This window comes from Flagellimonas aequoris (assembly GCF_003584165.1).
GTDB classification, from domain to species: Bacteria; Bacteroidota; Bacteroidia; order Flavobacteriales; family Flavobacteriaceae; genus Flagellimonas; species Flagellimonas aequoris.
Genome location: NZ_QXFJ01000029.1, coordinates 1 through 25,851 on the forward strand (window position 1 = coordinate 1; position 25,851 = coordinate 25,851).

Annotated in this window: 28 protein-coding genes and 1 pseudogene; 17 read left to right on the forward strand and 12 right to left on the reverse strand. The window is 44.2% G+C overall.

Going from position 1 to position 25,851, the window contains the following annotated elements; genetic code table 11:
- The 3 genes and pseudogenes from D2U88_RS12870 to D2U88_RS12880 all read left to right on the forward strand — a co-directional run.
- Positions 1-180 (forward strand): annotated as a pseudogene (locus tag D2U88_RS12870) (bile acid:sodium symporter family protein); the annotation flags it as partial.
- Positions 181-309: 129 nt separating this feature from the next.
- Positions 310-1,359: a sugar kinase gene (locus D2U88_RS12875; RefSeq protein ID WP_119638423.1), complete on the forward strand. Its 1,050-nt coding sequence runs from the start codon at positions 310-312 to the stop codon at positions 1,357-1,359.
- 50 nt (positions 1,360-1,409) lie between these two features.
- Positions 1,410-2,084 carry a bifunctional 4-hydroxy-2-oxoglutarate aldolase/2-dehydro-3-deoxy-phosphogluconate aldolase gene (locus tag D2U88_RS12880; protein WP_119640981.1) on the forward strand — a complete coding sequence of 225 codons (675 nt, stop codon included), beginning with the start codon at positions 1,410-1,412 and terminating at the stop codon, positions 2,082-2,084.
- Positions 2,085-2,125: 41 nt separating this feature from the next.
- Here D2U88_RS12880 and D2U88_RS12885 read toward each other — a convergent pair whose 3' ends face one another.
- Together D2U88_RS12885 and D2U88_RS12890 are read right to left on the reverse strand one after the other, a co-directional pair.
- Entirely contained in the window at positions 2,126-2,848 is a 723-nt protein-coding gene (locus D2U88_RS12885; protein ID WP_119640982.1) for a dienelactone hydrolase family protein, read from the reverse strand.
- 50 nt (positions 2,849-2,898) lie between these two features.
- Positions 2,899-3,615, reverse strand: a complete 717-nt coding sequence (locus D2U88_RS12890) for a peptidylprolyl isomerase (protein WP_119640983.1) — start codon at positions 3,613-3,615, stop codon at positions 2,899-2,901.
- Here D2U88_RS12890 and D2U88_RS12895 point away from each other — a divergent pair.
- The gene (locus D2U88_RS12895; RefSeq protein WP_119640984.1) at positions 3,614-4,255 is read left to right on the forward strand and encodes an NUDIX hydrolase; all 642 of its coding nucleotides are present in this window, start codon (positions 3,614-3,616) and stop codon (positions 4,253-4,255) included. The genes D2U88_RS12890 and D2U88_RS12895 overlap by 2 nt on opposite strands.
- Before the next feature lie 37 nt (positions 4,256-4,292).
- Positions 4,293-5,105, forward strand: a complete 813-nt coding sequence (locus D2U88_RS12900; protein WP_119640985.1) for a lysophospholipid acyltransferase family protein — start codon at positions 4,293-4,295, stop codon at positions 5,103-5,105.
- Here D2U88_RS12900 and D2U88_RS12905 read toward each other — a convergent pair.
- The 3 genes from D2U88_RS12905 to D2U88_RS12915 all read right to left on the reverse strand — a co-directional run bounded on the left by D2U88_RS12905 (position 5,102) and on the right by D2U88_RS12915 (position 7,735).
- Positions 5,102-5,746, reverse strand: coding sequence for a hypothetical protein (locus tag D2U88_RS12905; RefSeq protein ID WP_119640986.1), 645 nt, complete (start codon positions 5,744-5,746; stop codon positions 5,102-5,104). The two genes, D2U88_RS12900 and D2U88_RS12905, sit on opposite strands and share 4 nt — an antisense overlap.
- Before the next feature lie 2 nt (positions 5,747-5,748).
- Positions 5,749-6,243 carry an RNA polymerase sigma factor gene (locus tag D2U88_RS12910; protein WP_119640987.1) on the reverse strand — a complete coding sequence of 165 codons (495 nt, stop codon included), beginning with the start codon at positions 6,241-6,243 and terminating at the stop codon, positions 5,749-5,751.
- A 64-nt stretch (positions 6,244-6,307) separates the two neighbouring features.
- Entirely contained in the window at positions 6,308-7,735 is a 1,428-nt protein-coding gene (locus D2U88_RS12915; RefSeq protein ID WP_119640988.1) for an amidohydrolase, read from the reverse strand.
- Positions 7,736-7,836: 101 nt separating this feature from the next.
- Between D2U88_RS12915 and D2U88_RS12920 the strand changes: the two genes are divergently transcribed.
- Entirely contained in the window at positions 7,837-9,144 is a 1,308-nt protein-coding gene (locus tag D2U88_RS12920) for an NAD(P)/FAD-dependent oxidoreductase (RefSeq protein WP_119640989.1), read from the forward strand.
- A gap of 95 nt (positions 9,145-9,239) precedes the next feature.
- Positions 9,240-9,755 (forward strand): hypothetical protein, encoded by a 516-nt coding sequence (locus tag D2U88_RS12925; protein WP_119640990.1) that lies wholly within the window; start codon positions 9,240-9,242, stop codon positions 9,753-9,755.
- A gap of 1 nt (position 9,756) precedes the next feature.
- Here the strand turns inward: D2U88_RS12925 and xerD are convergent, their stop codons facing one another.
- Positions 9,757-10,653 (reverse strand): site-specific tyrosine recombinase XerD, encoded by an 897-nt coding sequence (gene xerD, locus D2U88_RS12930; protein WP_119640991.1) that lies wholly within the window; start codon positions 10,651-10,653, stop codon positions 9,757-9,759.
- Between the two features lie 238 nt (positions 10,654-10,891).
- Here xerD and D2U88_RS12940 point away from each other — a divergent pair, with 238 nt between their 5' ends.
- The 3 genes from D2U88_RS12940 to aroQ all read left to right on the forward strand — a co-directional run bounded on the left by D2U88_RS12940 (position 10,892) and on the right by aroQ (position 12,426).
- On the forward strand, positions 10,892-11,404 hold the full coding sequence (locus D2U88_RS12940) for a hypothetical protein (RefSeq protein ID WP_119640993.1): 513 nt from the start codon (positions 10,892-10,894) through the stop codon (positions 11,402-11,404).
- Between the two features lie 80 nt (positions 11,405-11,484).
- Entirely contained in the window at positions 11,485-11,937 is a 453-nt protein-coding gene (locus D2U88_RS12945) for a hypothetical protein (RefSeq protein WP_119640994.1), read from the forward strand.
- A gap of 72 nt (positions 11,938-12,009) precedes the next feature.
- Positions 12,010-12,426: a type II 3-dehydroquinate dehydratase gene (aroQ, locus tag D2U88_RS12950; RefSeq protein ID WP_119640995.1), complete on the forward strand. Its 417-nt coding sequence runs from the start codon at positions 12,010-12,012 to the stop codon at positions 12,424-12,426.
- Here aroQ and D2U88_RS12955 read toward each other — a convergent pair.
- The 6 genes from D2U88_RS12955 to D2U88_RS12980 all read right to left on the reverse strand — a co-directional run bounded on the left by D2U88_RS12955 (position 12,418) and on the right by D2U88_RS12980 (position 16,359).
- Positions 12,418-12,699 (reverse strand): DUF3817 domain-containing protein, encoded by a 282-nt coding sequence (locus D2U88_RS12955; protein WP_119640996.1) that lies wholly within the window; start codon positions 12,697-12,699, stop codon positions 12,418-12,420. The two genes, aroQ and D2U88_RS12955, sit on opposite strands and share 9 nt — an antisense overlap.
- Before the next feature lie 8 nt (positions 12,700-12,707).
- Positions 12,708-14,096 carry a dihydrolipoyl dehydrogenase gene (gene lpdA / locus D2U88_RS12960; protein WP_119640997.1) on the reverse strand — a complete coding sequence of 463 codons (1,389 nt, stop codon included), beginning with the start codon at positions 14,094-14,096 and terminating at the stop codon, positions 12,708-12,710.
- 120 nt (positions 14,097-14,216) lie between these two features.
- Entirely contained in the window at positions 14,217-14,753 is a 537-nt protein-coding gene (locus D2U88_RS12965; RefSeq protein WP_119641072.1) for a DUF1572 domain-containing protein, read from the reverse strand.
- A gap of 5 nt (positions 14,754-14,758) precedes the next feature.
- Positions 14,759-15,163, reverse strand: a complete 405-nt coding sequence (gene msrB / locus D2U88_RS12970; RefSeq protein WP_119640998.1) for a peptide-methionine (R)-S-oxide reductase MsrB — start codon at positions 15,161-15,163, stop codon at positions 14,759-14,761.
- 4 nt (positions 15,164-15,167) lie between these two features.
- Positions 15,168-15,662, reverse strand: a complete 495-nt coding sequence (gene msrB, locus D2U88_RS12975; protein WP_119641073.1) for a peptide-methionine (R)-S-oxide reductase MsrB — start codon at positions 15,660-15,662, stop codon at positions 15,168-15,170.
- 118 nt (positions 15,663-15,780) lie between these two features.
- On the reverse strand, positions 15,781-16,359 hold the full coding sequence (locus D2U88_RS12980; RefSeq protein ID WP_119641074.1) for a collagen-like protein: 579 nt from the start codon (positions 16,357-16,359) through the stop codon (positions 15,781-15,783).
- 159 nt (positions 16,360-16,518) lie between these two features.
- On the opposite strand from D2U88_RS12980, the gene glgB reads away from it, so the two are divergent.
- The 7 genes from glgB to D2U88_RS13015 all read left to right on the forward strand — a co-directional run bounded on the left by glgB (position 16,519) and on the right by D2U88_RS13015 (position 25,821).
- A complete protein-coding gene (gene glgB / locus D2U88_RS12985) occupies positions 16,519-18,414 on the forward strand; it encodes a 1,4-alpha-glucan branching protein GlgB (RefSeq protein ID WP_119640999.1) in 1,896 nt (631 codons plus the stop codon).
- A 96-nt stretch (positions 18,415-18,510) separates the two neighbouring features.
- Positions 18,511-20,910, forward strand: a complete 2,400-nt coding sequence (locus D2U88_RS12990) for a glycoside hydrolase family 31 protein (RefSeq protein ID WP_119641000.1) — start codon at positions 18,511-18,513, stop codon at positions 20,908-20,910.
- Positions 20,911-20,948: 38 nt separating this feature from the next.
- Positions 20,949-21,764: a M48 family metallopeptidase gene (locus tag D2U88_RS12995; RefSeq protein ID WP_119641001.1), complete on the forward strand. Its 816-nt coding sequence runs from the start codon at positions 20,949-20,951 to the stop codon at positions 21,762-21,764.
- A 118-nt stretch (positions 21,765-21,882) separates the two neighbouring features.
- Entirely contained in the window at positions 21,883-23,205 is a 1,323-nt protein-coding gene (locus D2U88_RS13000) for an MFS transporter (protein WP_119641002.1), read from the forward strand.
- 4 nt (positions 23,206-23,209) lie between these two features.
- A complete protein-coding gene (locus D2U88_RS13005) occupies positions 23,210-24,127 on the forward strand; it encodes a polysaccharide deacetylase family protein (RefSeq protein ID WP_119641003.1) in 918 nt (305 codons plus the stop codon).
- 34 nt (positions 24,128-24,161) lie between these two features.
- Complete coding sequence (locus D2U88_RS13010; RefSeq protein WP_119641004.1) at positions 24,162-24,938, forward strand: DUF6090 family protein; 777 nt, start codon at positions 24,162-24,164, stop codon at positions 24,936-24,938.
- 142 nt (positions 24,939-25,080) lie between these two features.
- On the forward strand, positions 25,081-25,821 hold the full coding sequence (locus D2U88_RS13015) for a DUF6090 family protein (RefSeq protein ID WP_119641005.1): 741 nt from the start codon (positions 25,081-25,083) through the stop codon (positions 25,819-25,821).
- Positions 25,822-25,851: the final 30 nt, after the last annotated feature.

The window sequence follows — 25,851 nt, forward strand, 5'->3', positions numbered from 1 at the left end:
GAAGTGGGCATGCAGAACGGGGGGTTGGCCTCGGGGATCGCCAATTCGTTGGGCAAGATTGCCACCATGGGGCTTGCGCCGGCAGTCTTCGGTCCGTTGATGAACATTACCGGGTCCATACTGGCATCCTATTGGCACAAAAGCGCCCCAGAAAAAGTAGTATCCGAAATAAAAAGTTAATCAAAAGAATAGAAGAATTGATTGTTTGAGTTAGTTTAGTTTTTCAAGAAGAGCGTACCGCTTTCCCAAGTACGTTCTTCTTTTTCTCAAACAAAATGATATTTTAAGAACCAACTAACATAACAGCATATGAAAGGGACAAAAAAAGTGATCACGTTCGGGGAAATCATGTTACGATTGGCCCCTCCGGGGTTTTTAAGGTTTTCGCAGGCGAACCGTTTCGATGTGGTCTACGGCGGGGGAGAGTCCAATGTGGCGGTATCCCTGGCCAATTATGGTATCCCCGTGGACTTTGTCACCCGATTGCCCAAGAACGACCTGGGCGAATGCGCCCTGATGGAGATGCGCAAGCGCGGGGTCGGCACCGATAAGATCATTTTCGGCGGTGACCGATTGGGCATCTATTTTTTGGAAACGGGGGCGGTGTCCCGGGGAAGCAAGGTGGTGTACGACCGGGCCCACTCGGCCATGGCGGAGATCCAGAAGGGCATGGTGGACTGGGACAACGTTTTTGAAGGGGCGGGATGGTTCCACTGGACGGGGATCACCCCAGCCATTTCCCAGGGAGCGGCCGATGCCTGTATCGAGGCGGTAAAGGCGGCCAAAAAGCACGGGCTTACCATTTCCACCGACCTGAACTATAGGGCCAAGCTCTGGAAATACGGAGGGGACCGGGAGAAAATCATGACGGAACTGACGTCGTACTGTGACATTATTCTGGGGAACGAGGAAGATGCGGAGAAACATTTCGGGATAAAGCCCGAAGGGCTGGACATCACCACCCAGGGGGAACATGTGAAGGCCGAGGCCTTTCTGTCCGTTTGCCAGCAGATGATGAGAAAGTTCCCCAACGCCAAAAAGGTGATCACCACCCTGAGGGGGTCGCTTTCGGCCTCGCACAACACGTGGGCCGGGGTATTGTATGATGGGAATAATATGTTCACGTCCCCGGAATACCAGATCACGCACATTGTGGACCGTGTAGGGGGAGGGGATTCGTTCATGGGCGGATTGATCTACGGATTGCTCACATGGCCGGATGATGACCGGAAAGCGCTTAACTTTGCGGTGGCCGCCTCGTGCTTGAAGCATACGATTGTGGGCGATGCGAATCTGGTGACCGTTGATGAGGTGGAGAAACTGATGGGAGGCGATGCTTCCGGAAGGGTGGCCAGATAGGGCAAAAGTAAAAAAGGTAAAAGTAAAAGGACAAGGGTAAAAGAAACGATATGGCAAGATATTCAAGGATCGAGGTGGCACGGAAAATGGCGGAAACGGGCATGGTCCCCCTGTTCTACCATCCCGATGTGGAATTGGGAAAACAGGTGTTGAAGGCCTGTTACGATGGCGGTGCAAGGTTGATGGAATTTACGGCGAGAGGGGATTTTGCCCATGAGGTGTTCACCGAACTCAACAAATATGCCTTAAAGGAACTGCCGGGCATGATCATGGGGGTGGGGAGCATCACCGATGCCGCGGCCGCTTCCTTCTACATGCAATTGGGGGCCAACTTTATCGTGACGCCTTCCCTCAGGGAGGACATTGCCGTGACCTGCAACCGGAGAAAGGTCCTGTATAGCCCTGGTTGTGGCAGTCTTACGGAGATCAACCGAGCCGAGGAACTGGGGGTGGAGGTCATCAAACTGTTCCCTGGCTCCACCTATGGTCCCGGGTTCGTGAAGGCCATCAAGGGGCCACAACCTTGGACGAGCATCATGCCCACGGGCGGGGTGGATACCAGTGAGGCCAACCTAAGGGCCTGGTTCTCCGCCGGGGTCACCTGTGTGGGCATGGGGTCCCAACTGATCTCCAAGGAAATCCTGGAAAAGAAGGATTTTGAAGGACTTAGAGCTAAAGTAGCTGAAGTCTTATCAACAATAAAAGCATTGAAAGCCTTAGAGTAACACAGTTTGACTAAAATTTTAGGAAACCGGTTTACCTTGATTTAATGACCAGAGAAAATCTCTTCAAAAAACTTGGTCATCCGCAACCATGAGCGATCGTTGGCCAGTTGATTGAACATCATGCCCTGATCGGGAGCGTTGGCATTGGGATTGGTGAAAGCATGGCCCGTATGCCCAAACACATCCATTTCCCAAATGGCGTTCCTTTCGGTAAGCTCGTAACCCAAAGCAACAATGTCCTTCGGAAAAGCCAAGGGATCTTCCCAGCCGTGGAGCACCAAAATTTTGGACAAAATATCACCTTCCTGTTCCAATCCGGGTGGGTCAAAAATACCATGGAAACAAACAGTTCCTTTGATATCAACCCCAGAGCGGGCAAGGTCCAAGGCACATTTTCCACCAAAACAGAAACCGATGATGGCAGTTTTATCGGTATCGGCCAGTTCATGTTTTTTGATTTCTTCTAAAGCCAAAAGCAATCTGTCCAAAAGAGCTTGTCGGTCTTCCAACATTTCGTTCATGAATTCTTCTGCCTGTGCGGCATTTTTGGCCCTTTTGCCCTTGCCGTAGACATCCACGGCAAACGCCAAATAGCCAAGTTTGGCCAGTTCAATGGCCTTATCCGTTTCAAATTGGGATTGTCCTACCCAAGTGTGGGAGACCATGACCACGGGTCGTTTTCCTTCAAGGCTGACATCGTGGGCAATAACGCCCTCAAAGGTCTGGCCATTACCTTGGTAGCTGAATTTGTTAGTTTTAATCATTGTGAGTTAGTTGTTCCGTTCAAAACTAAATTAGATTTTTTTTGATTTGGTCACAACACTTCGGCCTTCAGGATATAAACATTTTTTAATGGCCAGTCCCCGTCACCCACAGGAACCTGATTGATTTTATCCACGACATCCATGCCTTCGATCACACGTCCGAACGGGGTGTAGGAGCCGTCCAAATGGTAGGAGCCGGGTTTGGTGACCACGATGAAGAATTCGTAAGGAGAAGCCAATTTGTGTGGGTTGTCCCTTTCACTGCTGGGCATGGAAATGGTGCCTCTATCGTGTTTATATCCTTTTTTGGCATCGGGAGGGAGCAGGTAGCGTCCTATCTTACTCCGCTTATTGGCAGTTCTTTTATCATCGGAATTACCACCTTGGATAATAAAATCCTTTACCACTCTGTGGAATTGGGTACTGTCAAAATATTTTTGGCGTGCCAGATAGATGAAATTGGCCTTGTGATAGGGAACATCATCGTAGAGCTCCACTATAAAACTGCCCAGTGTGGTGGTGATTTTGACCTTGTTTTTTTTCAGATTTTTGTTATAGTTGAAAAAAAAGTCGATGGCATTCTCTTCGGTAAGTTTGAAGGTATCTTTTCCGACTTCTTCTATGGAAGAAGGCTCTACTTGGGAAACAGTATCCTTGTTTGTGATTTTTTGCCCAACTTTGTCCTTTTCCTTTTTTGGTGATTCTCCACAGGAGATGAAGATGATAGATAGTAAACTTAGCATTAAAGCCGATAGTCTCAACAGCATGAATTTTGATGAATTTTGTCAACGAGCTTTAAATTTAAAAAATCTCCCACTTCCCGGAGAGGTTTCCCATCATAAAATGTCACCGGCCCTGCGTATCCAATGGCTCAAGGAGAACAATATTGAAAAGGCAAATCCCAAAAGGGCGGGGGTGATGGCCCTCTTCTACCCTGATATGGAGCAGCAGACCAGATTATTGTTGATCTTAAGAAAAGTATATGAAGGGGTACACTCCAATCAAATCGGGTTTCCGGGTGGAAAAGTGGAAGAACAAGACAGGGACTTACTGGCAACCGCATTGAGGGAAACCCAGGAGGAAGTGGGAGTACAGCCTTCCACGGTCCAGATAATCAAGGAACTCAGTGAGGTGTACATTCCCCCCAGCAATTTTCTGGTCAGGCCCTATATGGGAATTTACGCCAATCCAAAACCTTTTATAAAGGATGAAACCGAGGTGGAACGCTTGGTAGAGGTTTATTTGCGGGATTTTATGGATGATTCCAATCTAATTCAGGAAAATTTAAGCACTTCGTATGCAAAAAATATAAACGTACCTGCTTATAAATTAAATGGTTATACGGTGTGGGGTGCAACAGCCATGATGTTGAGTGAAATCAGGGAACTTTTACAACAAGTGCTTTGACCATGATTTTGTAAATTTACCAACAATAGCAAACCCTATGGGCCTGTTCAAGACAAATCCTTTTGGTCATATCTTATTTTTAAAACGATGGCTGATCCGCATAGCGGGGATGATGACCCATCAACGTTATAAGGGATTCAATACCTTGGAGATCGAGGGTTCCCAGATCATACGTGACCTTCCCGAGAACAATGTTCTTTTTGTGAGCAACCATCAAACGTATTTTGCGGATGTGGTGGCCATGTTCCATGTGTTCAATGCCAGTTTGAGCGGAAGGGAAGACAATATCAAGAACCTAGGGTATCTCTGGAATCCCAAGTTGAACATTTACTATGTTGCCGCCAAGGAGACCATGAAAAAGAGTTTGCTCACCAAAATATTGGCCTATGCCGGTTCCATTAGCATAGAAAGGACGTGGAGGGCCGGTGGTCAAGATGTGAATAGACAGGTAAAGTTCAGTGATATTACCAATATTGGAAAAGCACTTGATGATGGTTGGGTAATCACCTTTCCCCAAGGAACCACCACACCTTGGAAACCTCTGAGAAAAGGTACCGCCCATATCATTAAAAAATATAAGCCTGTAGTTGTTCCCGTTGTGATCGATGGGTTTCGAAGGTCTTTTGACAAAAAGGGACTGCGCGTGAAAAAGAAAGGCATATTGCAATCCATGCAAATCAAGCAACCCTTGGAAATCGATTATGATAATGAGTCCATCGATGCCATTCTGGAAAAGTTGGAGTATGCCATAGAACAGCATCCATCCTTCCTTAAGGTTATTCCCCAAGCCGAGTTATTGGCCTATGAGGAGGAAAACCAAAAAAGGCGATACAGCTACAAGGGAAATTAGATTTCCAATTTTTTCAATTCGTTGTAGTTTTCCCTGAGCCTCTTGAGCAAGATGCCATAAAGCAGTTTGTAGAAAAGCCATATCAAGAACAGGATAATGGCCGTGAACACCACCGATATGGCAATGACCATGGCCCAAAAAGCAGTCGAGTTTCCGTCTTGGGAGGCGGCTTCCACAATTTCTTTCCCTTCGGGACCATAAAGTAGGACCCCATACATATTGATGATCAGATACGTGGTGAAAATAATCAGGTTGAACCAGACATACTGCGTAACGGTCCGTTTTACCTTGAGGATGGTACTCATCAATTTTTTGGAAGAATCGGTGAATGAGATTTTTTTGTAGTTCGTGTAAAACTTATAGATGAAATATAGGATGATGGCGTAATTGACCACATTGAGTACCATGATTACCTTGTGTATGTGGAGGTCCTTCAACTCCTGGATTGAATCCGGGTCATTGAAAATGATATTGATGCCCGCCCAAAAAATGAATTCGAGAATACTGATATAAAAAATCCACTTCACTATGGACGAGGATTTTTTCCATATCATCTTATAGATTTGGTCATAGGACAATTTGGGAAGGTCGGCTTCCCTTTTTTGCCAGTCTTTTTTCAAGAGCTCCAGTTCATCCATCATAACTACGGATTAAGTATGGTTCTTAATTTGTTTTTCACCCTGTTCATCTTCACCCTAGCATTTACTTCCGTAATACCCAAAGTTTCGGCGATTTCTGTATAATCCTTGTCCTCTAGGTATAGGAATACCAAGGCCTTGTCAATATCGCCCAATTGTTTGATGGCATCGTACATCAACTTTAACCGTTTTTCCTCTGTATCGTCGTACTCGTTGGTCTTTATCTTGTGAATGACCGAGTCATAATCCTGGGTCTGGACCCTTTTCTTGGATTTGCGGTACAGGGTTATTGCGGTGTTCAGGGCTACACGGTACATCCAGGTACTGAATTTGGCGTCTCCCCGAAACTTTGGGTATGCTTTCCACAATTGTATCGTGATTTCCTGGAACAGGTCGTTGTGCGAATCCTTGTCGTTTGTATACAGGCTGCACACCTTGTGAACAATGTTCTGATTGTTCTCAAGTTCCGTCACAAAGCGATGTTCCAGTTCTTTATTCACTAATGGTTGGTGGGTTTGCTTTATATGTGTGGATAAAGCAGTTTTTGTTACAGCCCCCTAGAATTTATTTGCGATAGTCTAAGGCTGGAGGTCTGTTGCCGAGCATCGGAACATATTTGAAATCCTTTCCTCTACGCTCCTCCAATTCTGCCTTGGCGGCCTCTACAGTTTTTGGGTTTTCAAATATATCCATGGCGGTTAGGGCCAAAGTCTTGGCAGCTACCATCATTCCCTTGGTGCCGATGGACATGCCGCCAGCGGCAACGGCTTGCCAGCTATGTGCAGGAGTTCCCGGTATCCAGGTCGCTGTTCCCAATCCGGCAGTAGGCACGGTGAAGCTCACATCGCCTACATCGGTGGAGCCGTAGGCTCGGGCAGTTTCTTGATAAGGTTGAATGTTTTCGGCCGTGGCCAAATCCAATGTTTCTTTACCCAAGGTTTTTGAAATCTTCTCACCAAAGGCTTTCTCTTCTTCAGTATAGGTTATGCCACCTACTTTGGTCAAATTGTCGTACATGATTTTCTGTACGGTAAGGTTGGGCAACAATTCGTGCGTGCCCCCGATCATTTCATATTCCATAGTGGTTCCAGTACCCAAGGCAGCGCCTTCCGCAGCTTTTACAATACGATCAAAAATATCGACAACTACATCCCTGTTGAAATGACGGGCATAGTAATAGACTTCTGCAAAATCCGGTACCACGTTAGGGGCTTTTCCTCCATTGGTGATCACATAGTGGATACGTGCTTCTTGGGGAACGTGCTCACGCATCATGTTCACCATCATGTCCATGGCTTCAACACCATCCAATGCAGAACGTCCCTTGTCCGGTACCCCTGCGGCATGTGCAGATACCCCATGGAACCTGAACTTGGCAGATTTGTTGGCCAAAGCAGCCCCGGCACTAGCAGCGTTGGCAGCTCCTGGATGCCAGTGCAGGGCGATATCCACATCGTTGAAAACGCCTTCACGGACCATATACACTTTTCCAGAACCTCCTTCTTCGGCAGGACAGCCATAAAAACGGATGGTTCCCTGTATTTTGTTGGACTTCAACCAATCTTTAACGGAAATGGCTGCTGCGGTGGACGCCGTACCGAACAAGTGGTGACCGCAGGCATGTCCGGCAGCTTTGCCCGCAGATACTTTTTCAGGCACAGCCTCTTGTGATAGTCCGGGAAGGGCATCGAATTCTCCCAAAATAGCGATTACAGGATAGCCGGAACCATATTCGGCCACAAATGCGGTTGGAATACCCGCAATACCTTTTTTAATACTAAATCCTGCATCGGAAAGAGTTTTCTGCAAGAGTCCGGAACTTTGTTCCTCCAAATACCCCATTTCAGCAAAATCCCAGATATTATGGGCTATTTCGCCATATTTTTTAGTCTTGGCATCAAGATCTTTCAATACATCGTCCTTACTTTCTTGGGCCAATAGGGTAGAAGCGCCAAAAAGCAGAAGGGCGCTTAGCGGGAGAAATTTTTTCATTGTTTGGAGTTTTTTTGAGTTAGGCCTTAAAGATACTAAAAAACACACCTTAAATGCGTTTGAAGCGTGTGGGAATCCGTAATTTTGTGGACATGTCTAGCATGAACATTCCACAATCCAGTAGTCCGAGGTTCGTCATCATAGGTGGCGGTTTTGGAGGTATAGCTTTAGCTAAAAAATTAAGGGACAAAGAGGCCCAAGTGGTCCTTTTGGACAAGCACAATTATCACAATTTTCAGCCTTTGCTTTATCAGGTTTCCACAGGTGGTTTGGAACCGGATTCTATCGCTTATCCCATTCGAAAGGTATTACAGGGCTATCCCAATTTCTATTTCCGATTGGCCAATGTGTTGGAAATCGATACCAACAAGAGAAAGATATCCACCAATATAGGCGATATCAATTATGATTATCTGGTGGTGGCCACAGGATCACGGACCAATTACTTTGGAAACAAGGGCATAGAGGCTATGGGTATGGCCATGAAGACCATTCCACAGTCGTTGAATTTGAGGAGTTTGATCTTGGAGAATTTTGAACAAGCCTTGTTGACCGATGATCTTCACGCACGGGACGCCTTGATGAACTTTGTGATCGTTGGAGGAGGTCCGACCGGTGTGGAATTGGCCGGAGCCTTGGCCGAAATCAAAAAAGGGATATTGCCAAAAGACTATCCCGACCTTGATACGAGACGGGCACAGATCAACCTGGTTCAGGCGGGGGATAGATTACTACCAGCCATGAGTGAGGTGGCATCTCGAAAGGCCGAACGTTTTTTGGAAGAATTGGGAGTAAACGTGTGGAAAAATATACGGGTCGCGGATTATGATGGCCTACATGTGACCACGGATACCGATACGTCGTTCAATACAGCAACTTTGGTTTGGGCCGCAGGAGTATCCGCTGTCAGCATTAAAGGATTGGATGCCAAGGAGTTTCTGTGCAGGGGAAACCGCTTGAAGGTAAACAAGTTCCACCAGGTGGAAGGTTTCAAAGAAATTTTTGCCATTGGTGATGTGGCACAGATGGAAACCGAAGATTTCCCGAACGGTCACCCTATGATGGCGCAACCCGCCATACAACAAGGCAGGAACCTTGGAGATAACTTGGTGAGATTGTTGGAAAATAAGCCCATGAAACCGTTTGTATACAAGGATAAGGGAAGCATGGCCACCGTAGGAAGAAACAAAGCAGTGGTGGATCTTCCTAAAGTTAAATTTCAAGGCGTATTTGCTTGGTTTGTATGGATGTTCGTACACCTATATTTTTTGATCGGTTTTCGAAACCGGGTCGTGGTATTCATCAACTGGGTGTACAATTATGTCAGATTTGACAGGGAGGCCCGTCTGATCATCCGTCCCTTTAAAAAACAAAACCAAGTGGACCGCAATAAATTGATGCAGGATTAAACTGTTGTGCATCTTCTTATAAATCAGCGTTAAAGTTTGGTGAAACTTCTTGGTGGGCAAGGTGTTATCATCTAATTTGTGGTAAAACACAAGCCATGCCCAACCTCCAAATTATTTTCATTACGGTCTGTTGTATTTTGCTTTTGGAGGAAGCCCAAAGTCAGTCAATAGGTACGCTACCAACTTCTCTTGAAAGTCCTGTGTATATTGAAGGATTTGATTACCCCTCGTTCGACAAAATATCGAATTATGCTTGGTTTAGGCTTCATTATAGGGTTTTGGAGGGAACTGAAATAAGTTTGGGAGGGGAGCATTACCGAAATTATTTTGCCGATCGTTTTACTGTTTCGGCCCAATTGAAACAGAAATTGAACGAAGAATTTTATTTGTTTGGTGGACATCAGCGGGAATGGGATTTATTGAACAAGGGTAGGGGCTATCCAAATCCGATTCCATTACAAGAGGCTTATTTTGGAATGGGATACGATGCGGCTCCGAATCTGATCATAGAGGGAAGGGTCGTTCGTCCACTTGGTCAAGCAGATTTCAGTAAGATTGGTTTTGATGGTTTCAAAACACGAGTGGAAATGGGTACCCGTATCAAATTTTGATTTATTTCCTTGGATGGAACTCGTTCAACACTTTGGATAAGTGAACACGGTTCACATGCATGTATACCTCTGTCGTGGTGATGCTTTCGTGACCCAACATTTGTTGAATGGCCCGCAAGTCGGCACCGTTTTCCAATAGGTGTGTGGCAAAGGAATGCCGAAACGTATGTGGACTGATGCTTTTTTTCAATCCGATTTTTTCCGCCAATTGTTTGATGATGGTGAAGATCATGGCCCGGGTAAGCTGTTTCCCCCTCCGGTTAAGGAACACAAAATCCTGATGTTCCTTGTGGATGGGCAAATGTACCCTGACCTGATTTCGGTATAGGTTGATGTATTTTTTGTTGAAGTCGCTGATGGGCACAAAACGCTGTTTGTTTCCCTTGCCGGTGACCTTTATGAAATCCTCATCAAAATAAAGGTCGGATAGTTTTAGGTTGATCAATTCCGAGACCCTAAGTCCACAGCCATAAAGTGTCTCCAAAATGGCCCGGTTGCGCTCTCCTTCCGGTTTGGATAGGTCAATGGCATTGATCAAACCGTTGATTTCGTCCACGGAGAGGGTATCGGGTAATTTTCGCCCAATTTTTGGGGTCTCGATCAACTCCATGGGGTTGTCCTCCCGATAATCTTCAAAGATGAGATAGTTGAAAAAACCTTTCAGTCCCGAAATAGTCCTGGCCTGTGTCCGCGGATTTACTGTTTTGGCAAGGTCATAGATAAACTGTTGAACGGTATCCTTATCAATTTTTTCAGGTTTCTCGTCAATTTCCAATTCCTCCAGATACCCTGCAAGTTTCTGAAGGTCCATGGTATAATTGGTAATGGAATTTTTGGAAAGCCCTCGTTCTATCTTCAGATAGTTTTGGTAATCTTGGATTGCCTGCTGCCAGTTCATATGTTAAAGATAATGACAAAATTGTTCCAGCAGAGGGAATGGAATATCATATCCATCAATCCAAAATGGCAATTGGTCAAATGGATTCATTATTGGTTCCTTCGAATCCATACTTTTCGCCACAAATGGATTCATCACATCGATTTTAATATTGAAAAACTGGATTTTAGTAGGATTTTTAAGTCAAATGGGCACTATATTTATTAGGAATGCGTTTTGCTCTTAATAAAAATCAACCATGAGAAAAAATACATTTTTACTAGTGATCTTGGCAATGGTAAGTTTAACTACCATGGCCCAAACTGTGGACAGAAGCAATTTTAAAGCAGGTATTTTGGCCGGTATGCCCGTTGGCGATGCTTCAAATTATTCAACTTTTGCATTGGGATTGGATGTGGCACACCATTGGGGTGTGTCAGAATTGTTCGATGCCGGTATAGCGACTGGTTATATCCATGCTTTCGGCGAATCTAATTCTTTAGCTGGTGGCGCTGTTACGTACGAATTTGAGGACCTTCAGTTTATACCTGTGGCCGCTGCCATAAGAATATACCCCACGTATGAGTTTAAGTTTGGTGCGGATGTTGGTTATGCCCTGGCCTTGAATGAAAACATAGACGGCGGATTTTATATCAGACCGTCCATAGGGTATAATATTACAGGAAATACGGAATTGAATGTTTCCTATATCAAAGTGAGCAATGAGGTGGATTTTTCCATGGTAGCCGTTGGATTGCTTTTCCTGTTTTAGATAAAATAGAAAACTGACTGCGCTTAACCCCAAGTCGGTGCAGCAACACCATGAATATTAACCTATAAATACACAAAAAAATGAAAAAATTACTTTTTGTCTTGGCATTTGCCATGTTATGCACTGTGACCACAAAAGCCCAAACCAGTTATAAGGCGGCATTAGGTTTAGGGATTGATGCCATTGACAATTCTACATATGTTGGTGCCACAGGAAAATATTTTTTTACCGCAAATCATGTTGGGCAAGCCGATTTGGGATTTGAGAGCAATGCGACCATCATTACAGTTTTATATTCCTATCACAAATCTTTTCGTGGCGCTCCCGGACTACGATGGTATGTTGGGGCAGGGCCAAGCATTATTCTTCGGGATGGGGATAATTCATTTGCTTTGCGTCCACATTTGGGACTTGACTATAAAATAAACGGAGTCCCTATTGTACTGAACTTTGATTGGAGACCCTTCGTTGGCCTAGGGGATGCTGGTAATGAAGTAGGTTCCTTTGGATTGGGACTGCAATTTGCTTTTTAACCGAATTCGAAAAATATATGATAAAATGGCGGGATATCCCCGCCATTTTCTTTTTGTTGTATTTTTGGTTCCATGAAAATCATGATCATCAACGGGCCCAATCTCAATCTTTTGGGCAAAAGGGAGCCAGAAGTATACGGCAGCACTACATTTGAGGACTATTTTGCACAGCTCAAAACAAAGTTTCCACAAGTGGAACTGGCCTATTTTCAATCCAATATTGAAGGAGAAATCATTGGTAAGATCCAAGAAGTAGGTTTTGATTATGATGGAATCGTATTGAACGCTGCTTCCTATACCCACACTTCAGTCGGGATTGGGGATGCAGTAAAAGCCGTAACCACACCCGTGGTGGAAGTTCATATCTCCAACACCCATAAACGGGAAGAATACCGTCACGTTTCCTATATTTCGCCGGGAGCAAAAGGTGTCATTTTGGGATTTGGCCTTCAGAGTTACGATTTGGCCATCCAGAGTTTTTTAGGCTAGAACCTTAAGATATTTTTTATCGGCATAAAAAGTGCCGAAAGGCAAAAGGGAAGCCAAAAACAAGATTACGAACCTTTTAAGGTTCCATTTGCGTTCCCAGCAAAAAACTACGGCCACTACCACATAGAGAATGAACAAAATTCCATGGGCATAGCCCACGTATTTATTCGGCTCTGGAATGTCTGCCCAATGTTTCAGGGGCATGGTCATCCCGAACAACGATAAATAGGAAATTCCTTCTAAAATGGCAGTGGCCCTAAAAAGCTTTAGCATAATTGAGATTATAGGTGGATCACTTCACCATAGGCATCCGCAACAGCTTCCATCACCGCTTCGCTCATGGTAGGGTGGGGGTGAACTGCCTTAAGGACCTCATGGCCGGTAGTTTCCAATTTTCTGGCTACCACGGCTTCCGCGATCATATCGGTCACACCAGCTCCGATCATGTGGCAACCCAACCATTCGCCATATTTGGCATCAAAAATCACTTTTACAAAACCGTCAGGATTACCTGCCGCTTTGGCCTTGCCACTAGCAGAGAAGGGAAACTTACCCACTTTGATATCGTATCCTTTTTCCTTGGCTTGTTTTTCGGTCAAACCAACAGATGCAATTTCAGGAGTACAGTAGGTACAACCTGGGATATTTCCGTAATCCAAGGCTTCTACATGCATACCAGCTATTTTTTCCACACAAAGGATGCCTTCGGCAGACGCAACATGCGCCAACGCTTGTCCTGGGGTAACATCCCCAATGGCATAGTATCCTGGAATATTGGTCTGATAGTAATCGTTGACGAGGATTTTGTCACGGTCCACGGCAATCCCCACATCTTCCAATCCAATGTTTTCAATGTTGGTTTTGATCCCCACAGCAGAAAGGACGATATCGGCCTCAAGTACTTCTTCACCTTTCGAAGTTTTTACGGTGGCTTTCACGCCTTCTCCTGAAGTGTCCACTTTGGTAACCTCTGCGGAGGTCATGATTTTTACACCTGCTTTCTTGAAGCTTCTTTCCAATTGTTTGGATACATCCTCATCTTCAACAGGAACAATGTTTGGTAGATATTCCACTACGGTCACTTCGGTACCCATGGAGTTGTAGAAATAGGCAAATTCGATACCGATGGCACCACTGCCTACTACGATCATTTTCTTGGGTTGTTTGGGCAAACTCATGGCCTCACGGTACCCGATGACTTTTTTGCCATCTTGTGGAAGGCTGGGCAACTGGCGGCTACGCGCACCGGTTGCTATAATAATGTGGTCAGCACTGTATTCGGTGGTTCCACTATCGGATTTTACCTCAACCTTTTTGCCTGGTTTCAGTTTACCAAAACCATTGATGACCTCTATCTTGTTTTTCTTCATCAAAAATTGAACGCCTTTGCTCATACCATCGGCAACGCCACGGCTTCTGCTCACCACGGCACCGAAATCATAATCCACTTCCTTGGCACTCAATCCATAATTTTCGGCATGTTTCAAATATTCAAAAACCTGAGCGGATTTTAAAAGGGCCTTGGTTGGGATACAGCCCCAGTTAAGGCAGATGCCCCCCAAACTTTCCTTTTCAATAATGGCTGTTTTGAAACCTAATTGTGAGGCCCTGATAGCGGCAACATATCCACCGGGACCACTTCCCAAAACAATAACATCGAACTTGCTCATTAGATCTTGATTTTAGTTGTTAGATTCGAAGCCTGCCTAAGAGCGGGCAGGTGCAAAAGTACGGAATTCAAACTCCAAATCCCAAGTTGAAAAAAACCAAAAATCAGTTTGTTTGTGAAATCAGCTTTGCTGGGAACCGAACATCTTTTGATTGAAGGCCTTGGAGCCCCCTTTGGGTATGGATAGGGATTGCCAATCCTTTCCCTTTATCATTTTTCCAAGGAATACAATTTGCCCTACATGGCTTGCATAATGTGCCAATTGCCTATTGATGGCTTCCACAATGGTGTGTTCCTGACTACGGATCGTGATTTTGTTCCCGAAGTTGGAAGGATTTATACTGTCCAAAGCAGTGAAGAGGCATTGCCAGCCCTTTTCCCAAGCCTGGAGCATTTCCTTTTTGGTGGGGTATGGGGCTTCAAATTCCATTTCGCGGTTTCGCCAAGATTTTTCACCATCCTCGGTCAAAAAATGGGTCCATCTACTCAGCATGTTGCCCACCATATGCTTTACAATCAAGGCGATGGAGTTGTCGCCTTCACTATAGGTCCAATGGATGTCATTTTCAGAAAGTTGGGCAAAGGTTTTATCACCCATAGTTTTATACCGATGGAACTCAAATTTCACATTTTCCAAGTAGTTTTCCTGAAAGTTCATACCCATCAATCTTTTGGGTCGAAACCAATACTTACCGAGTTGATACAATAGCGTTGTCCTGTGGTTTCCCTTGGGCCATCATTGAACACGTGCCCCAAATGACTACCGCAGTTGGCACAAAGGGTTTCCGTACGTATCATGCCATGTGAAGTGTCGCGAATGTATTCGATGGCGCCTTCAACTGCTTGGTCAAAAGAGGGCCATCCGCAACCACTCTCAAACTTGTGATTGCTTTCAAAAAGCTTGGCATTACAAGCCTTGCAATGGTAGTCCCCGTTCTCAAAATGAAGGTTGTATTCTCCTGTAAATGGTCTTTCGGTGCCTTTTTGCCTCAGTACATAATATTCCTCACGGGAAAGCTGTTTTTGCCATTCCTCGTTGGTTTTTTGTACTCCGTATTTTTTGTCCATGTAATTATTTTTTGCCGTCAGGGATAAAGTTGAGGGCCACTCCATTGATGCAGTGTCTTTTTCCGGTGGTTGCCCTAGGACCATCATTGAATACGTGACCCAAATGTCCGCCACAAACGGCACAATGCTCTTCGGTACGGGCCACCCCGATTTTATAATCCACATCAAAAGCTACGTTGCCTTCAATTTCCCTATCAAAACTGGGCCATCCGGTCCCGGAATCGAACTTGTACTCGCTACGGAAAACTGGTGTCCCACAGCCCGCACAAACATAGGTTCCTTTTTGTTTATTTTTAAGCAAATCGCTGGAAAAGGCATTTTCGGTGGCTTCTTTACGGAGTACATAATACTGCATGTCCGTCAATTCGGCACGCCACTCCGCATCGGTTTTGGTGACTTTGTACGCGGTTTCTTGTTTAGTTTCCTTTTTCTCTTCTTGGGATGTACCCTTGCAGCCAATAAAAACCACAAGTGCCATCAATAGCAATCTTTTTCCCATGTTTCTATTTTTTCTTAAGTAGACGTAGTTGGGTCCGTATCCTTTCAAAATAAACGAGTTTTAACAAAAAAGTCCCACTGAAAACCAATGGGACTTTAAGGTAACACTTTTGAAGGAATCAATTGAGGTCCAGTTTCAATACTTTATCTTCTTTAATACCCAAAGCGGACATTACATTTTCGATATTGGAGGTGTCCAACTTGGAAGAGGTGGCATATTCGCTAGGAACAAACACGATCCTGAAAATCTGATTATCGGTAAACCCAGTGTCCAAAGTGGAAAGGTCAAAATTACCGTCTATAAAAAGTTCCAGGTCCACAAAAGTGTGGGCAAAAACGTATTGCATGGTACCTCCGGGGAGGAAGAAATTCTGTGGCAATTGGCTCCAGGCATCGGCGGTGGAACCATCGGTTAGGTCGATTACACCATCATGACGGTATACCAAAACCGCATCGGATTCGAACACTTCAAAATTAGTGATATCGGAAAAAGTGATCAAGGTGCTGTATAGGTTGGAACCGGCATCATAATCAAAATTAACCCCTTCCACCTCTACAACCTGTCCTTGGATGCCATCTTGGCCGTCCAGACCATCTAGGCCATCCAACCCATCATACCCGGGAGGGCCTTGTGGGCCTTCGCAGGCCACGGTGAACATTACTAAAACTGCCCCAAGCATTGTACTAAATTTATTCATGATTTTGGATTTTTGATTTGTCTTCATTTTGTTTGTCTCTGCAAGAAAATCAAAAAGCGTTCCATTTTTTAAAAAATGTTGTTTTAATGGGTAAAGAAGTTGTCAATATCGGATTCTTGCCCAAAGATGTGTATTATTGTATGTACTAAACCCTCTTTTATGTCCAAGGTAGTTTCACACAGCTTTTTTACGGATTTCGATATTGACCTTTTTAAGGCAGGAAAGCATTTTAGATTGTACAATAAATTGGGATCTCACCTGACCGAAGTTGAAGGTGTCAAGGGAACCTATTTTGCGGTTTGGGCTCCATCGGCCAAGTCGGTAAGTGTGATTGGGGACTTCAATTACTGGAATGCTGGTGAACATGAACTTTATGTGCGTTGGGACAGCAGTGGCATTTGGGAAGGATTTATCCCCGGTGTGGACAAAGGCACCAAATACAAATACAAGATCCATTCTAACAACAACGATATTTGGACCGAAAAGGCAGATCCCTTTGCCAGGTTTTGTGAACAACCCCCGAACACTGCCTCCTTGGTTTGGGATGCTCCCTATACATGGAAGGACCAAGATTGGATGGATACCCGTGAGGAAAAGAATGGTCTTGATAAGCCTTATTCCGTTTATGAAGTGCATTTGGGTTCTTGGAAGAAAAAACACGGTTGGGAGTCGCTTACCTATCTGGAGATGGCGGATGAACTGGTCAACTATGTGGACGAGATGGGATTCACCCATGTGGAGTTTATGCCTGTGATGGAATATCCTTATGACCCGTCGTGGGGTTACCAGATCACCGGGTATTTTGCGCCCACTTCCCGCTTTGGAAAGCCAGAGGATTTTAAGGTTTTGGTGGACAAATTCCATCAGAAGGGCATTGGGGTGATATTGGATTGGGTGCCTTCCCATTTTCCTGAAGATGCCCACGGTCTTGGGTATTTTGATGGTTCGCACCTTTATGAACATCCCGATAGAAGAAGAGGGTACCACCCCGATTGGAAAAGCCTCATCTTCAATTATGGAAGGAATGAAGTGCGGGCATTCTTGATCAGCAATGCTATATTTTGGTTAGATCAATATCATGTGGATGGATTACGGGTAGATGCCGTTGCTTCCATGCTCTATCTGGATTATTCGAGGGAAGATGGCGAATGGGAACCCAATATGTATGGTAATAACGAAAACCTAGAGGCCCTATCGTTCCTTAGGGAAATGAACCAAGAGGTGTATGCCAGTTTTAAGGGTATCCAGACCATTGCAGAGGAATCCACCGCATTTACAGGGGTTACCAAGCCAGTGCATTACGGAGGATTGGGCTTTGGGATGAAATGGATGATGGGTTGGATGCATGACACGTTGGAATTCTTCAAAAAAGAGCCTATTTATCGATCTTATGATTTGAACAACATCACTTTTAGTTTAACCTACGCATTCACGGAGAATTTTATGTTACCCCTTTCGCATGATGAGGTGGTCTATGGTAAAAATTCCCTGCTGTACCGCATGCCAGGCGACGAATGGCAACGTTTTGCCAACCTGAGGCTGATGTTCGGATATATGTTCACCCATCCAGGGGGTAACCTGTTGTTCATGGGCGGGGAATTTGGACAATCTTCGGAATGGAACTTTTTACAAAGTCTGGATTGGCATTTAACGCAATACGATTTTCACTCAGGGATCCAAGAGGCCATCAAAGATTTGAACAAAATGTACAAAAGTAATCCGGCCTTGTATGAAAAACAGTTCAACCCTGAAGGGTTCCAATGGATAGAGTATAACGATAGGGAAAACACGGTCATTACCTTTATCAGAAAAGGTAACGACCCAAATGATGATCTTATTGTAGCCTGTAACTTCACACCTGTTCCACGTGAGAACTATAGGGTTGGCGTGCCAAAGACCTCTACCTTGAAATTGGTCTTCAATAGTGATGAAACCAAGTACTCGGGCAGTGGTATGGGCAAGAAAACCATGAAACCTGCGAAGACCCCATGGAACGGTCACGAACAGTCCGTGGTCATGACCTTGCCGCCATTATCGGTGGTGGTGTACAGGTAGTGAACATACTATAACGTTATAGTTGATGGATGTTTAAAACATCTTTTTCATTATTCGGACTAATGTATTTCTTTTGTTAGCCTCAATTGACTAGAGATGATAACCAACACGGAAATAGAGAGAAGGGGCAATCAATTGCCCAACCATATAGTCGATTTTAAACAGGAAAACGACAAGATATACTTCACCACCCAAAACGGGGTGATACTCCAGATAACCATTTTACGCGATAGCGTGGTTCGATTCCGTTATGCCACGGAATATGTCTTCGAACCCGATTTTTCATATGCCATCAGCGAAGATGTGAACTTGGGGTACAACGAGCTTTCGGTAAAGGAAGAGATTCCCGAGTATGTGATCACCACTTCCAAGATCAAGATCTATGTGAATAAATCGGACCTCAAGGTCCAGATTGTGGATTTGGATGATGTGGTGTTGAGCGAGGAAGAGCTGGGTTTCCATTGGGAGGAAAATTTCGACTATGGGGGCAATGTTGTTAAAATGAGCAAGGTCTGCCATTCCGGTGAAAGCTTTTATGGAATGGGGGACAAGGCTTCGCACACCAACCTGAAAGGTAAAAGGGTGAATAATTGGGTAACCGATTCCTATGCCTTTGGCAAGGATCAGGAACCCTTGTACAAGGCCATACCTTTTTATGTGGGATTGAAGGAAGGCATTGCCTACGGTATTTTTTTCGACAACTCTTTCAGTACCTATTTCGATTTTGCCAACGAAAAAAGGAACGTGACCAGTTTTTGGGCCGATGGTGGAGAAATGAACTACTACTTTTTTTATGGCCCAAAAATGAGCCATGTAGTGGAGTCGTATACCGATTTGACCGGAGTGCCGGAACTTCCACCCTTGTGGGCACTGGGGTTCCATCAATCCAAATGGAGCTATTATCCTGAAAGTAAGGTCAGGGACATTGCTTCCACTTTTAGGGAACATCAAATACCATGCGATGCCATTTATCTGGATATCGATTACATGGAAGGGTTTAGATGCTTCACCTGGAACAACCGCTATTTTCCTAATCCCAAGAAAATGATTCAGGAAATGGAGGAGGAAGGTTTTAAGGTCATCACCATGATCGACCCGGGAATCAAGATCGATCGCGATTATTGGGTGTATCAACAGGCCATGGACAATGGATTTTTCTGCCGAAGGGCAGATGGGCCCCATTTTAAAGGAAAAGTTTGGCCGGGGGAATGTAAGTTTCCCGACTTTACGGACCCTGATGTCCGTGAATGGTGGGCCGGATTATACAAGGAAATGATTGCCGGAATGGGCGTTCGTGGCGTCTGGAACGACATGAACGAGCCAGCCGTGATGGAAGTGCCCACAAAGACCGCCAATCTGGATGTGCGCCATGACTATGATGGTCATCCCTGCAGCCATAGAAAAGCGCATAATGTGTATGGTATGCAAATGGTAAGGGCGACTTATGAAGGTGTGAAAAAATTCACTTTTCCTAGAAGGCCCTTTGTGCTTACGCGGGCAGCATACTCAGGAACACAACGCTATTGTGCCACTTGGACAGGAGACAATGTGGCTACTTGGGAGCATCTTTGGATCGCCAATGTACAGATGCAACGCATGTGCATGAGCGGATACTCTTTTGTGGGATCCGATATAGGCGGCTTTGCGGAACAACCCAATGGCGAACTATTTGCACGTTGGATCCAATTGGCCATATTCCACCCATTCTGTAGGGTACATTCCAGTGGCGACCATGGAGATCAGGAACCTTGGTCTTTTGGGGAAGAAATTACAGGCATTGTCAAAGAGTTTATCGAGTTGAGGTATCAATTGTTGCCTTATCTATATACCATGTTCTATAAGTACATCAAAGATGGTCTGCCCATGTTGCAATCCTTGGTGTTCTATGATCAGGAAGATCAACAGACCCATTTCCGTACGGATGAGTTTCTATTTGGAGAGCAAATGTTGGTGTGTCCGGTTCAGGAGCCCAACGCCCAAGGCAGAAGAATGTACTTCCCGAAAGGCGATTGGTACAATTATTGGACCGATGAATTGGTTCCAGGAGGGGTGGAAAGGTGGGTGCCAGCAGGAATTCACAGGGTTCCATTGTATGTAAAGGCAGGCGCCATGATTCCCAAATATCCTGTTCAGCAGTATGTGGGAGAAAAGACCATCACAGAATTGGGGATAGACGTTTACTTTAAGGAAGGAACGGAAAACTCCATCGTATATGAGGACCAACAGGATGGGTACGACTATAAAAAAGGAAGGTACAGTCTTCGCAGGTTCAGATTGACGGGAAAAGGAAACGAACTGATCATACAACAGTTCAAGGATGGTAATTATATCACACCTTATGAAAAATTCAAGTTGACCCTGCACGGGCTTCCATTTACCATCGGTACGGTGGAATTGGATAACGAGGAAGTGGATTTGAAAGACATCAAACTGAACGGGAACAATTCCATTGAGGTCAGCAAGGATTTCACTGAGCTTCACATTATTGGAAAATAAATTTTTGTAATTTACATAGACTAAACACTGTTAGCGATATGAAAAGGTTAGTTCTTACCATAGCGATATTTTTGGCCGTTGTTTCCTGTAAAACCAATCCGTTCACAGGAAAGAGCACCTTGAACTTTTACTCCAATAGCCAAATGTTTCCCATGGCTTTTGCTCAGTATGATGAGTTTTTATCAGAGAACAAAGTGGTGAAGGGCACCACGGATGCCCAAATGATCACCCGGGTAGGGCAACGGATTGCTTCTGCTGCAGAACGTTGGTTGGATGCCAATGGCTATCCTGGGTATCTGAAGGATTACCAATGGGAATACAATTTGGTACAAGATGAGACCGTGAACGCTTGGTGTATGCCAGGGGGCAAGATTGTGGTCTATACTGGAATTTTGCCGATAACCCAAAATGAAACCGGAATAGCCGTAGTGATAGGCCATGAGGTAGCTCACGCTTTGGCCGATCACGGGGCACAGCGTATGAGTGCCGGTACCCTTCAACAAATAGGAGCACTTGGAGCTGCTGCGGCTACGAGCAACAAATCACCGGAAGTCCAGAATGCTTTTATGCAGGCCTACGGATTGGGGTCACAACTGGGGGTCATGCTGCCCTTTAGCAGAAGCCATGAAACCGAGGCGGACAGGATAGGGTTGCAGATCATGGCCATTGCAGGATACAATCCTGATGAAGCGGCCAAACTGTGGCAACGCATGAAGGCCCAATCCGGGGGACAGTCACCACCTGAATTTTTGAGCACGCACCCCTCCAATGATACCAGGATCAGTAATTTGACCGCATGGGCCCCAGCTGCAAAGCAGGAAGCTAGAAAGTTTGGGGTAACATCGTTCAAGTAGGTTGGAAACAAACAAAAAACAGATCATGTCATTTCGAGTAGAGCGGGAAATCTGATTCTTTGAATAGGATTTCTCCAAAAGGTATTCGAGATGACATTTTTATTTTAAAACAAGACACATGGCACAGGTATTGGCAATGAAGGGAAGTAAAAAATTGTTGAATGCTTGGGCATTTTACGATTGGGCCAATTCTGTATACAGTCTTGTGATCGCTTCGGCCATTTTCCCCATATTTTATGGTGCCCTTTTTAGGGTTGCCGGGATTGAAAAGGTGACCATCTTTGGTGGAGAGATTGCCCGTGCCCCCTTGATCAGCTATGTCACCTCATTGGCCTTTGTTTTTATCGCGATCGTGACGCCGTTAGTTTCTGGTATTGCCGACTATTTGGGTAACAAGAGGGTTTTTCTGAAATTCTTCTGCTATCTCGGGGCGGTATCCTGCATTGGACTGTATTGGTTTTCTTTGGAGAACATTTACTTCGGACTGGTATGCTATTTCTTTGGATTGGTAGGGTTTTGGGTGAGTTTTGCCATCAACAATTCCTATTTGCCAGATATTGCCTTTCCCGAACAGCAAGACGGTATCAGTGCCAAAGGTTTTTCCCTCGGCTACATCGGAAGTGTCATCCTGTTGGTATTCAATTTGGCCATGGTCATGAAACCGGATGTATTTGGCATCACCAATGATGGGGGAGAGGTTGCCGAGATCAAGGCCATGAAATACTCCTTTATTTCCGTGGGTATCTGGTGGATACTTTTTAGTCAATACACGTTTGCCAATCTTCCGAAAGGGTACAAAAGGGAGGGAGAAAGACAGCATATTATCCTGAACGGTTTCAAAGAGTTGAAAAGTGTGTGGCACCAATTGGGGGAAAACACAAAATTGAAACGTTATCTGGGAGCCTTCTTTGTATACAGTATGGCGGTGCAGACCATCATGCTCATCGCCACCTATTTTGGGGAAGAGGAAATCGCATGGGGTTCGGACAGTGAACGCACCACAGGGTTGATTATTAGTATTATGGTCATTCAATTGGTAGCCATTATTGGGGCCACGGTAACGGCGTGGTGCTCCAAGGCTTTTGGCAACATACGGACGTTGATCGTAATCAACATCATTTGGGCCATGCTCTGTGTTTATGCTTATTTTCTACAGACCCCTATGGATTTTTACACCGCAGCAGGCTTTGTGGGAATTGTGATGGGCGGTATCCAGGCCCTTTCTCGATCGACCTATTCCAAGTTTTTGCCCGAAACCACAGATACCACCTCGTTCTTCAGTTTTTATGATGTGGCAGAAAAAATAGGGATCATCATCGGTACCTTTTTGTATGGTGTGGTAGCACAGCTTACCGGTAGTATGCGAAACAGCACCATCTTTTTGGGCTTGTTCTTTATTATCGGTATCTTTTTACTGACTAGGGTCAAAAATAAAGATTGAACCAATGAAACAATTATTCACCATCGCCCTTTCATTTTTATGGATAGGGACAACGTTGTATGCCCAAAAATCCTTGGCCAAACAATTGGGCTATCCTGCCGATGCCAAACTACTTATCATTCATGCCGATGACTTGGGTGTGATCCATACCGTGAACCAAGCCACGTTTAAGGCCTTTGCAGATGGGTCGGTCAAGAGTGCCAGTATTATGGTGCCTACGCCATGGTTGCCCGAGGTGGCGACCTATGCAAAAGAACACCCCGATCATGATATGGGCATCCACTTGACCTTGACCAGTGAGTGGGAGCACCTTCGGTGGGGTCCGGTGGCCCCTGCTGGGCAAGTTTCCAGTTTGTTGGATGAAAATGGTTATTTCTACCCCGATTGTGCCCAGCTTTGGGAACATGCCAAAATAGAGGAAGTGGAAATGGAACTGAGGGCACAGATCAAGAAAGCGATTGCCATGGGCATACAACCTACCCATCTGGACAGCCACATGGGATGTTTGTTTTCCAGTGATCCCGGATATTATGAACTCTATGTAAAATTGGCCAAGGAATTTGGCATTCCGGCCATGGTGAACCACCAAATAGAACAGTTGGGCGGTGCGGACGGGACCAAGATGCCTGTGGTGATCAATGACATTTTGGGGGCCAACATCCCTGATTATGAAAATAGCATGGCAGACTATTATGCCAATGCCCTTCGGAACCTAAAACCTGGCGTTCATGTGATGATCATCCATTGCGGGTACGACAATGTGGAAAGTCAGGGGATGTCTTACGAGCATCCGTATTGGGGGGCACAATGGCGCCAACAGGACTTTGATTTCTTCACCAGTGAAGCGTGTGCCAAAATATTGAAGGAGGAAAATATTCACGTAGTAACTTGGAAAGCGTTGGGTTCGTTGTTGAACAAATAAGTTGTGATTCCATCATATCATAAACAGCTAACCAATGATAAAATTCTTTAAAAAAATTAGGCAAGATTTACTTTCTGAAGGGAAAATTGGTAAGTATTTGAAATATGCCATTGGTGAAATCATTCTTGTTGTAATCGGAATCCTGATCGCATTGTCCATTAACAATTGGAATGAAAACCAAAAAACGGCGATAAGGGAAACACAAATTTATTTAGAACTAAAAAACGACTTGCTGCAAACTAGAAATGATGTGGAAGAGACTATTTCAAATCATAAGGAAATATTGAAAGTAAATCAACAACTTATTTTTGATATTTATAATAAAAAGCCATATTCAGATACTATTTACAATTTATTTACAGATTCTAGTTCTGATTTTCGGATAATTCCGAAAACAAGTGCTTTTGAAAACTTAAAGAACTTTGGTTTAAACACCTTGTCCAACGATAGTCTGCGAATAGCAATTTCAAATTTATTTCAATTGGACTTAAAGCGTTTAGAAAATGAACTGGATATGAGAAATTCTAATTTTGATTTTGAACAGAGCTTGTATCCTTATCAGAACAAATATTTATTTGTTGATACCACCGACCCAATAAAGTTGGGTTTTAAACATTCGGATTCCATTACCGCTTACCAATTGAAAATAAAGGATTATGATAAGTTTTTAACCGACAATGATCTTTTAAAAACCCTACAATTAATACTTTACACTAGAAGTTTAAAAATAAATATAGAAGCCGAAACCGTTGATAAAATAGACGGTGTGATTGAAAGAATTGAAAAAGAACTCAAGTCTAAAGGGCAATAACGAAAGCACAACATGGGCTTTGCTTCATTGTGATGGTAAGTCTTAAATTAACGGTTGCCAATCCCTTCAAACTAAATTCATGACCCATTCTTGGATTGTTATAATTTCTTAAAAATCATATCTTTAGGGAAACCGGCCTCTAATGATCAAGTTGTTCAGCAAAATCCATCAAAATTTGCTTTCGGAAGGCAATATAGGCAAGTATCTGAAATATGCCGTCGGAGAAATAATCCTTGTTGTCATAGGTATCCTAATTGCTTTACAAATCAACAATTGGAACGAGCATAGAAAGCAAGACAACAAAAGACAAGGCTATTATCATCAGCTATTGGATGATTTAAACCGAGATTTAAACTTTACCAATTCCATTATAAAGGAATTTGAAGCTTATGATGAAAATTACCTGGATAATCTTGAAAACTATGCTGATGAGAGCATTACCATTGAAAAGCTTTATGATATTTTGATTGGACTAAAAGTTATATCATCCGCATTGACCTTTAATTCCAGTACAATGGAATCTTTGCTGAACAGCAATGATATTGGGTTGATTGACCCTGTTTTGAGGAACAAGTTGATTGACTTGAAACGTTTACAGGATTTGACCATAAAAAGATTTGATTTCACCAATGAAGGGAAAAATCAAATAGTGCAAAATGTATCATTAATCTTGGGCTCACCCCAAATGCAAGCAAATTTGAAGGAACAAAGCCAATTACAATCCTTAAAAAAGGACAATAAAATGCCTGAACTGATTTTGGCACTTGAAGCAACACATAGATGGAAATACCTTTCTCAAATAGAAGCCGTTGACCGACTTAAAACAATGCAAATTGAGTTAAGGGATATCATTGGCACTATAAACAAGAAAGTCAGAAAATAACGGAAGACCGGACAACAAATAATCGTATTA

Coding starts and splice junctions, on each gene's coding strand:
- aroQ (WP_119640995.1), top strand. CDS start 12,010: ATGAAAATCATGATCATCAACGGGCCCAATCTCAATCTTTTGGGCAAA.
- D2U88_RS12885 (WP_119640982.1), bottom strand. CDS start 2,848: ATGATTAAAACTAACAAATTCAGCTACCAAGGTAATGGCCAGACCTTT.
- D2U88_RS12945 (WP_119640994.1), top strand. CDS start 11,485: ATGAAAAAATTACTTTTTGTCTTGGCATTTGCCATGTTATGCACTGTG.
- D2U88_RS12990 (WP_119641000.1), top strand. CDS start 18,511: ATGATAACCAACACGGAAATAGAGAGAAGGGGCAATCAATTGCCCAAC.
- D2U88_RS12920 (WP_119640989.1), top strand. CDS start 7,837: ATGAACATTCCACAATCCAGTAGTCCGAGGTTCGTCATCATAGGTGGC.
- D2U88_RS12965 (WP_119641072.1), bottom strand. CDS start 14,753: ATGAACTTTCAGGAAAACTACTTGGAAAATGTGAAATTTGAGTTCCAT.
- glgB (WP_119640999.1), top strand. CDS start 16,519: ATGTCCAAGGTAGTTTCACACAGCTTTTTTACGGATTTCGATATTGAC.
- msrB (WP_119640998.1), bottom strand. CDS start 15,163: ATGGACAAAAAATACGGAGTACAAAAAACCAACGAGGAATGGCAAAAA.
- D2U88_RS12880 (WP_119640981.1), top strand. CDS start 1,410: ATGGCAAGATATTCAAGGATCGAGGTGGCACGGAAAATGGCGGAAACG.
- D2U88_RS12895 (WP_119640984.1), top strand. CDS start 3,614: ATGAATTTTGATGAATTTTGTCAACGAGCTTTAAATTTAAAAAATCTC.
- msrB (WP_119641073.1), bottom strand. CDS start 15,662: ATGGGAAAAAGATTGCTATTGATGGCACTTGTGGTTTTTATTGGCTGC.
- D2U88_RS12875 (WP_119638423.1), top strand. CDS start 310: ATGAAAGGGACAAAAAAAGTGATCACGTTCGGGGAAATCATGTTACGA.
- D2U88_RS12905 (WP_119640986.1), bottom strand. CDS start 5,746: ATGATGGATGAACTGGAGCTCTTGAAAAAAGACTGGCAAAAAAGGGAA.
- D2U88_RS12925 (WP_119640990.1), top strand. CDS start 9,240: ATGCCCAACCTCCAAATTATTTTCATTACGGTCTGTTGTATTTTGCTT.
- D2U88_RS12995 (WP_119641001.1), top strand. CDS start 20,949: ATGAAAAGGTTAGTTCTTACCATAGCGATATTTTTGGCCGTTGTTTCC.
- D2U88_RS12955 (WP_119640996.1), bottom strand. CDS start 12,699: ATGCTAAAGCTTTTTAGGGCCACTGCCATTTTAGAAGGAATTTCCTAT.
- D2U88_RS13000 (WP_119641002.1), top strand. CDS start 21,883: ATGGCACAGGTATTGGCAATGAAGGGAAGTAAAAAATTGTTGAATGCT.
- D2U88_RS12900 (WP_119640985.1), top strand. CDS start 4,293: ATGGGCCTGTTCAAGACAAATCCTTTTGGTCATATCTTATTTTTAAAA.
- lpdA (WP_119640997.1), bottom strand. CDS start 14,096: ATGAGCAAGTTCGATGTTATTGTTTTGGGAAGTGGTCCCGGTGGATAT.
- D2U88_RS12940 (WP_119640993.1), top strand. CDS start 10,892: ATGAGAAAAAATACATTTTTACTAGTGATCTTGGCAATGGTAAGTTTA.
- D2U88_RS12890 (WP_119640983.1), bottom strand. CDS start 3,615: ATGCTGTTGAGACTATCGGCTTTAATGCTAAGTTTACTATCTATCATC.
- D2U88_RS12915 (WP_119640988.1), bottom strand. CDS start 7,735: ATGAAAAAATTTCTCCCGCTAAGCGCCCTTCTGCTTTTTGGCGCTTCT.
- D2U88_RS12980 (WP_119641074.1), bottom strand. CDS start 16,359: ATGAATAAATTTAGTACAATGCTTGGGGCAGTTTTAGTAATGTTCACC.
- xerD (WP_119640991.1), bottom strand. CDS start 10,653: ATGAACTGGCAGCAGGCAATCCAAGATTACCAAAACTATCTGAAGATA.
- D2U88_RS13005 (WP_119641003.1), top strand. CDS start 23,210: ATGAAACAATTATTCACCATCGCCCTTTCATTTTTATGGATAGGGACA.
- D2U88_RS13010 (WP_119641004.1), top strand. CDS start 24,162: ATGATAAAATTCTTTAAAAAAATTAGGCAAGATTTACTTTCTGAAGGG.
- D2U88_RS13015 (WP_119641005.1), top strand. CDS start 25,081: ATGATCAAGTTGTTCAGCAAAATCCATCAAAATTTGCTTTCGGAAGGC.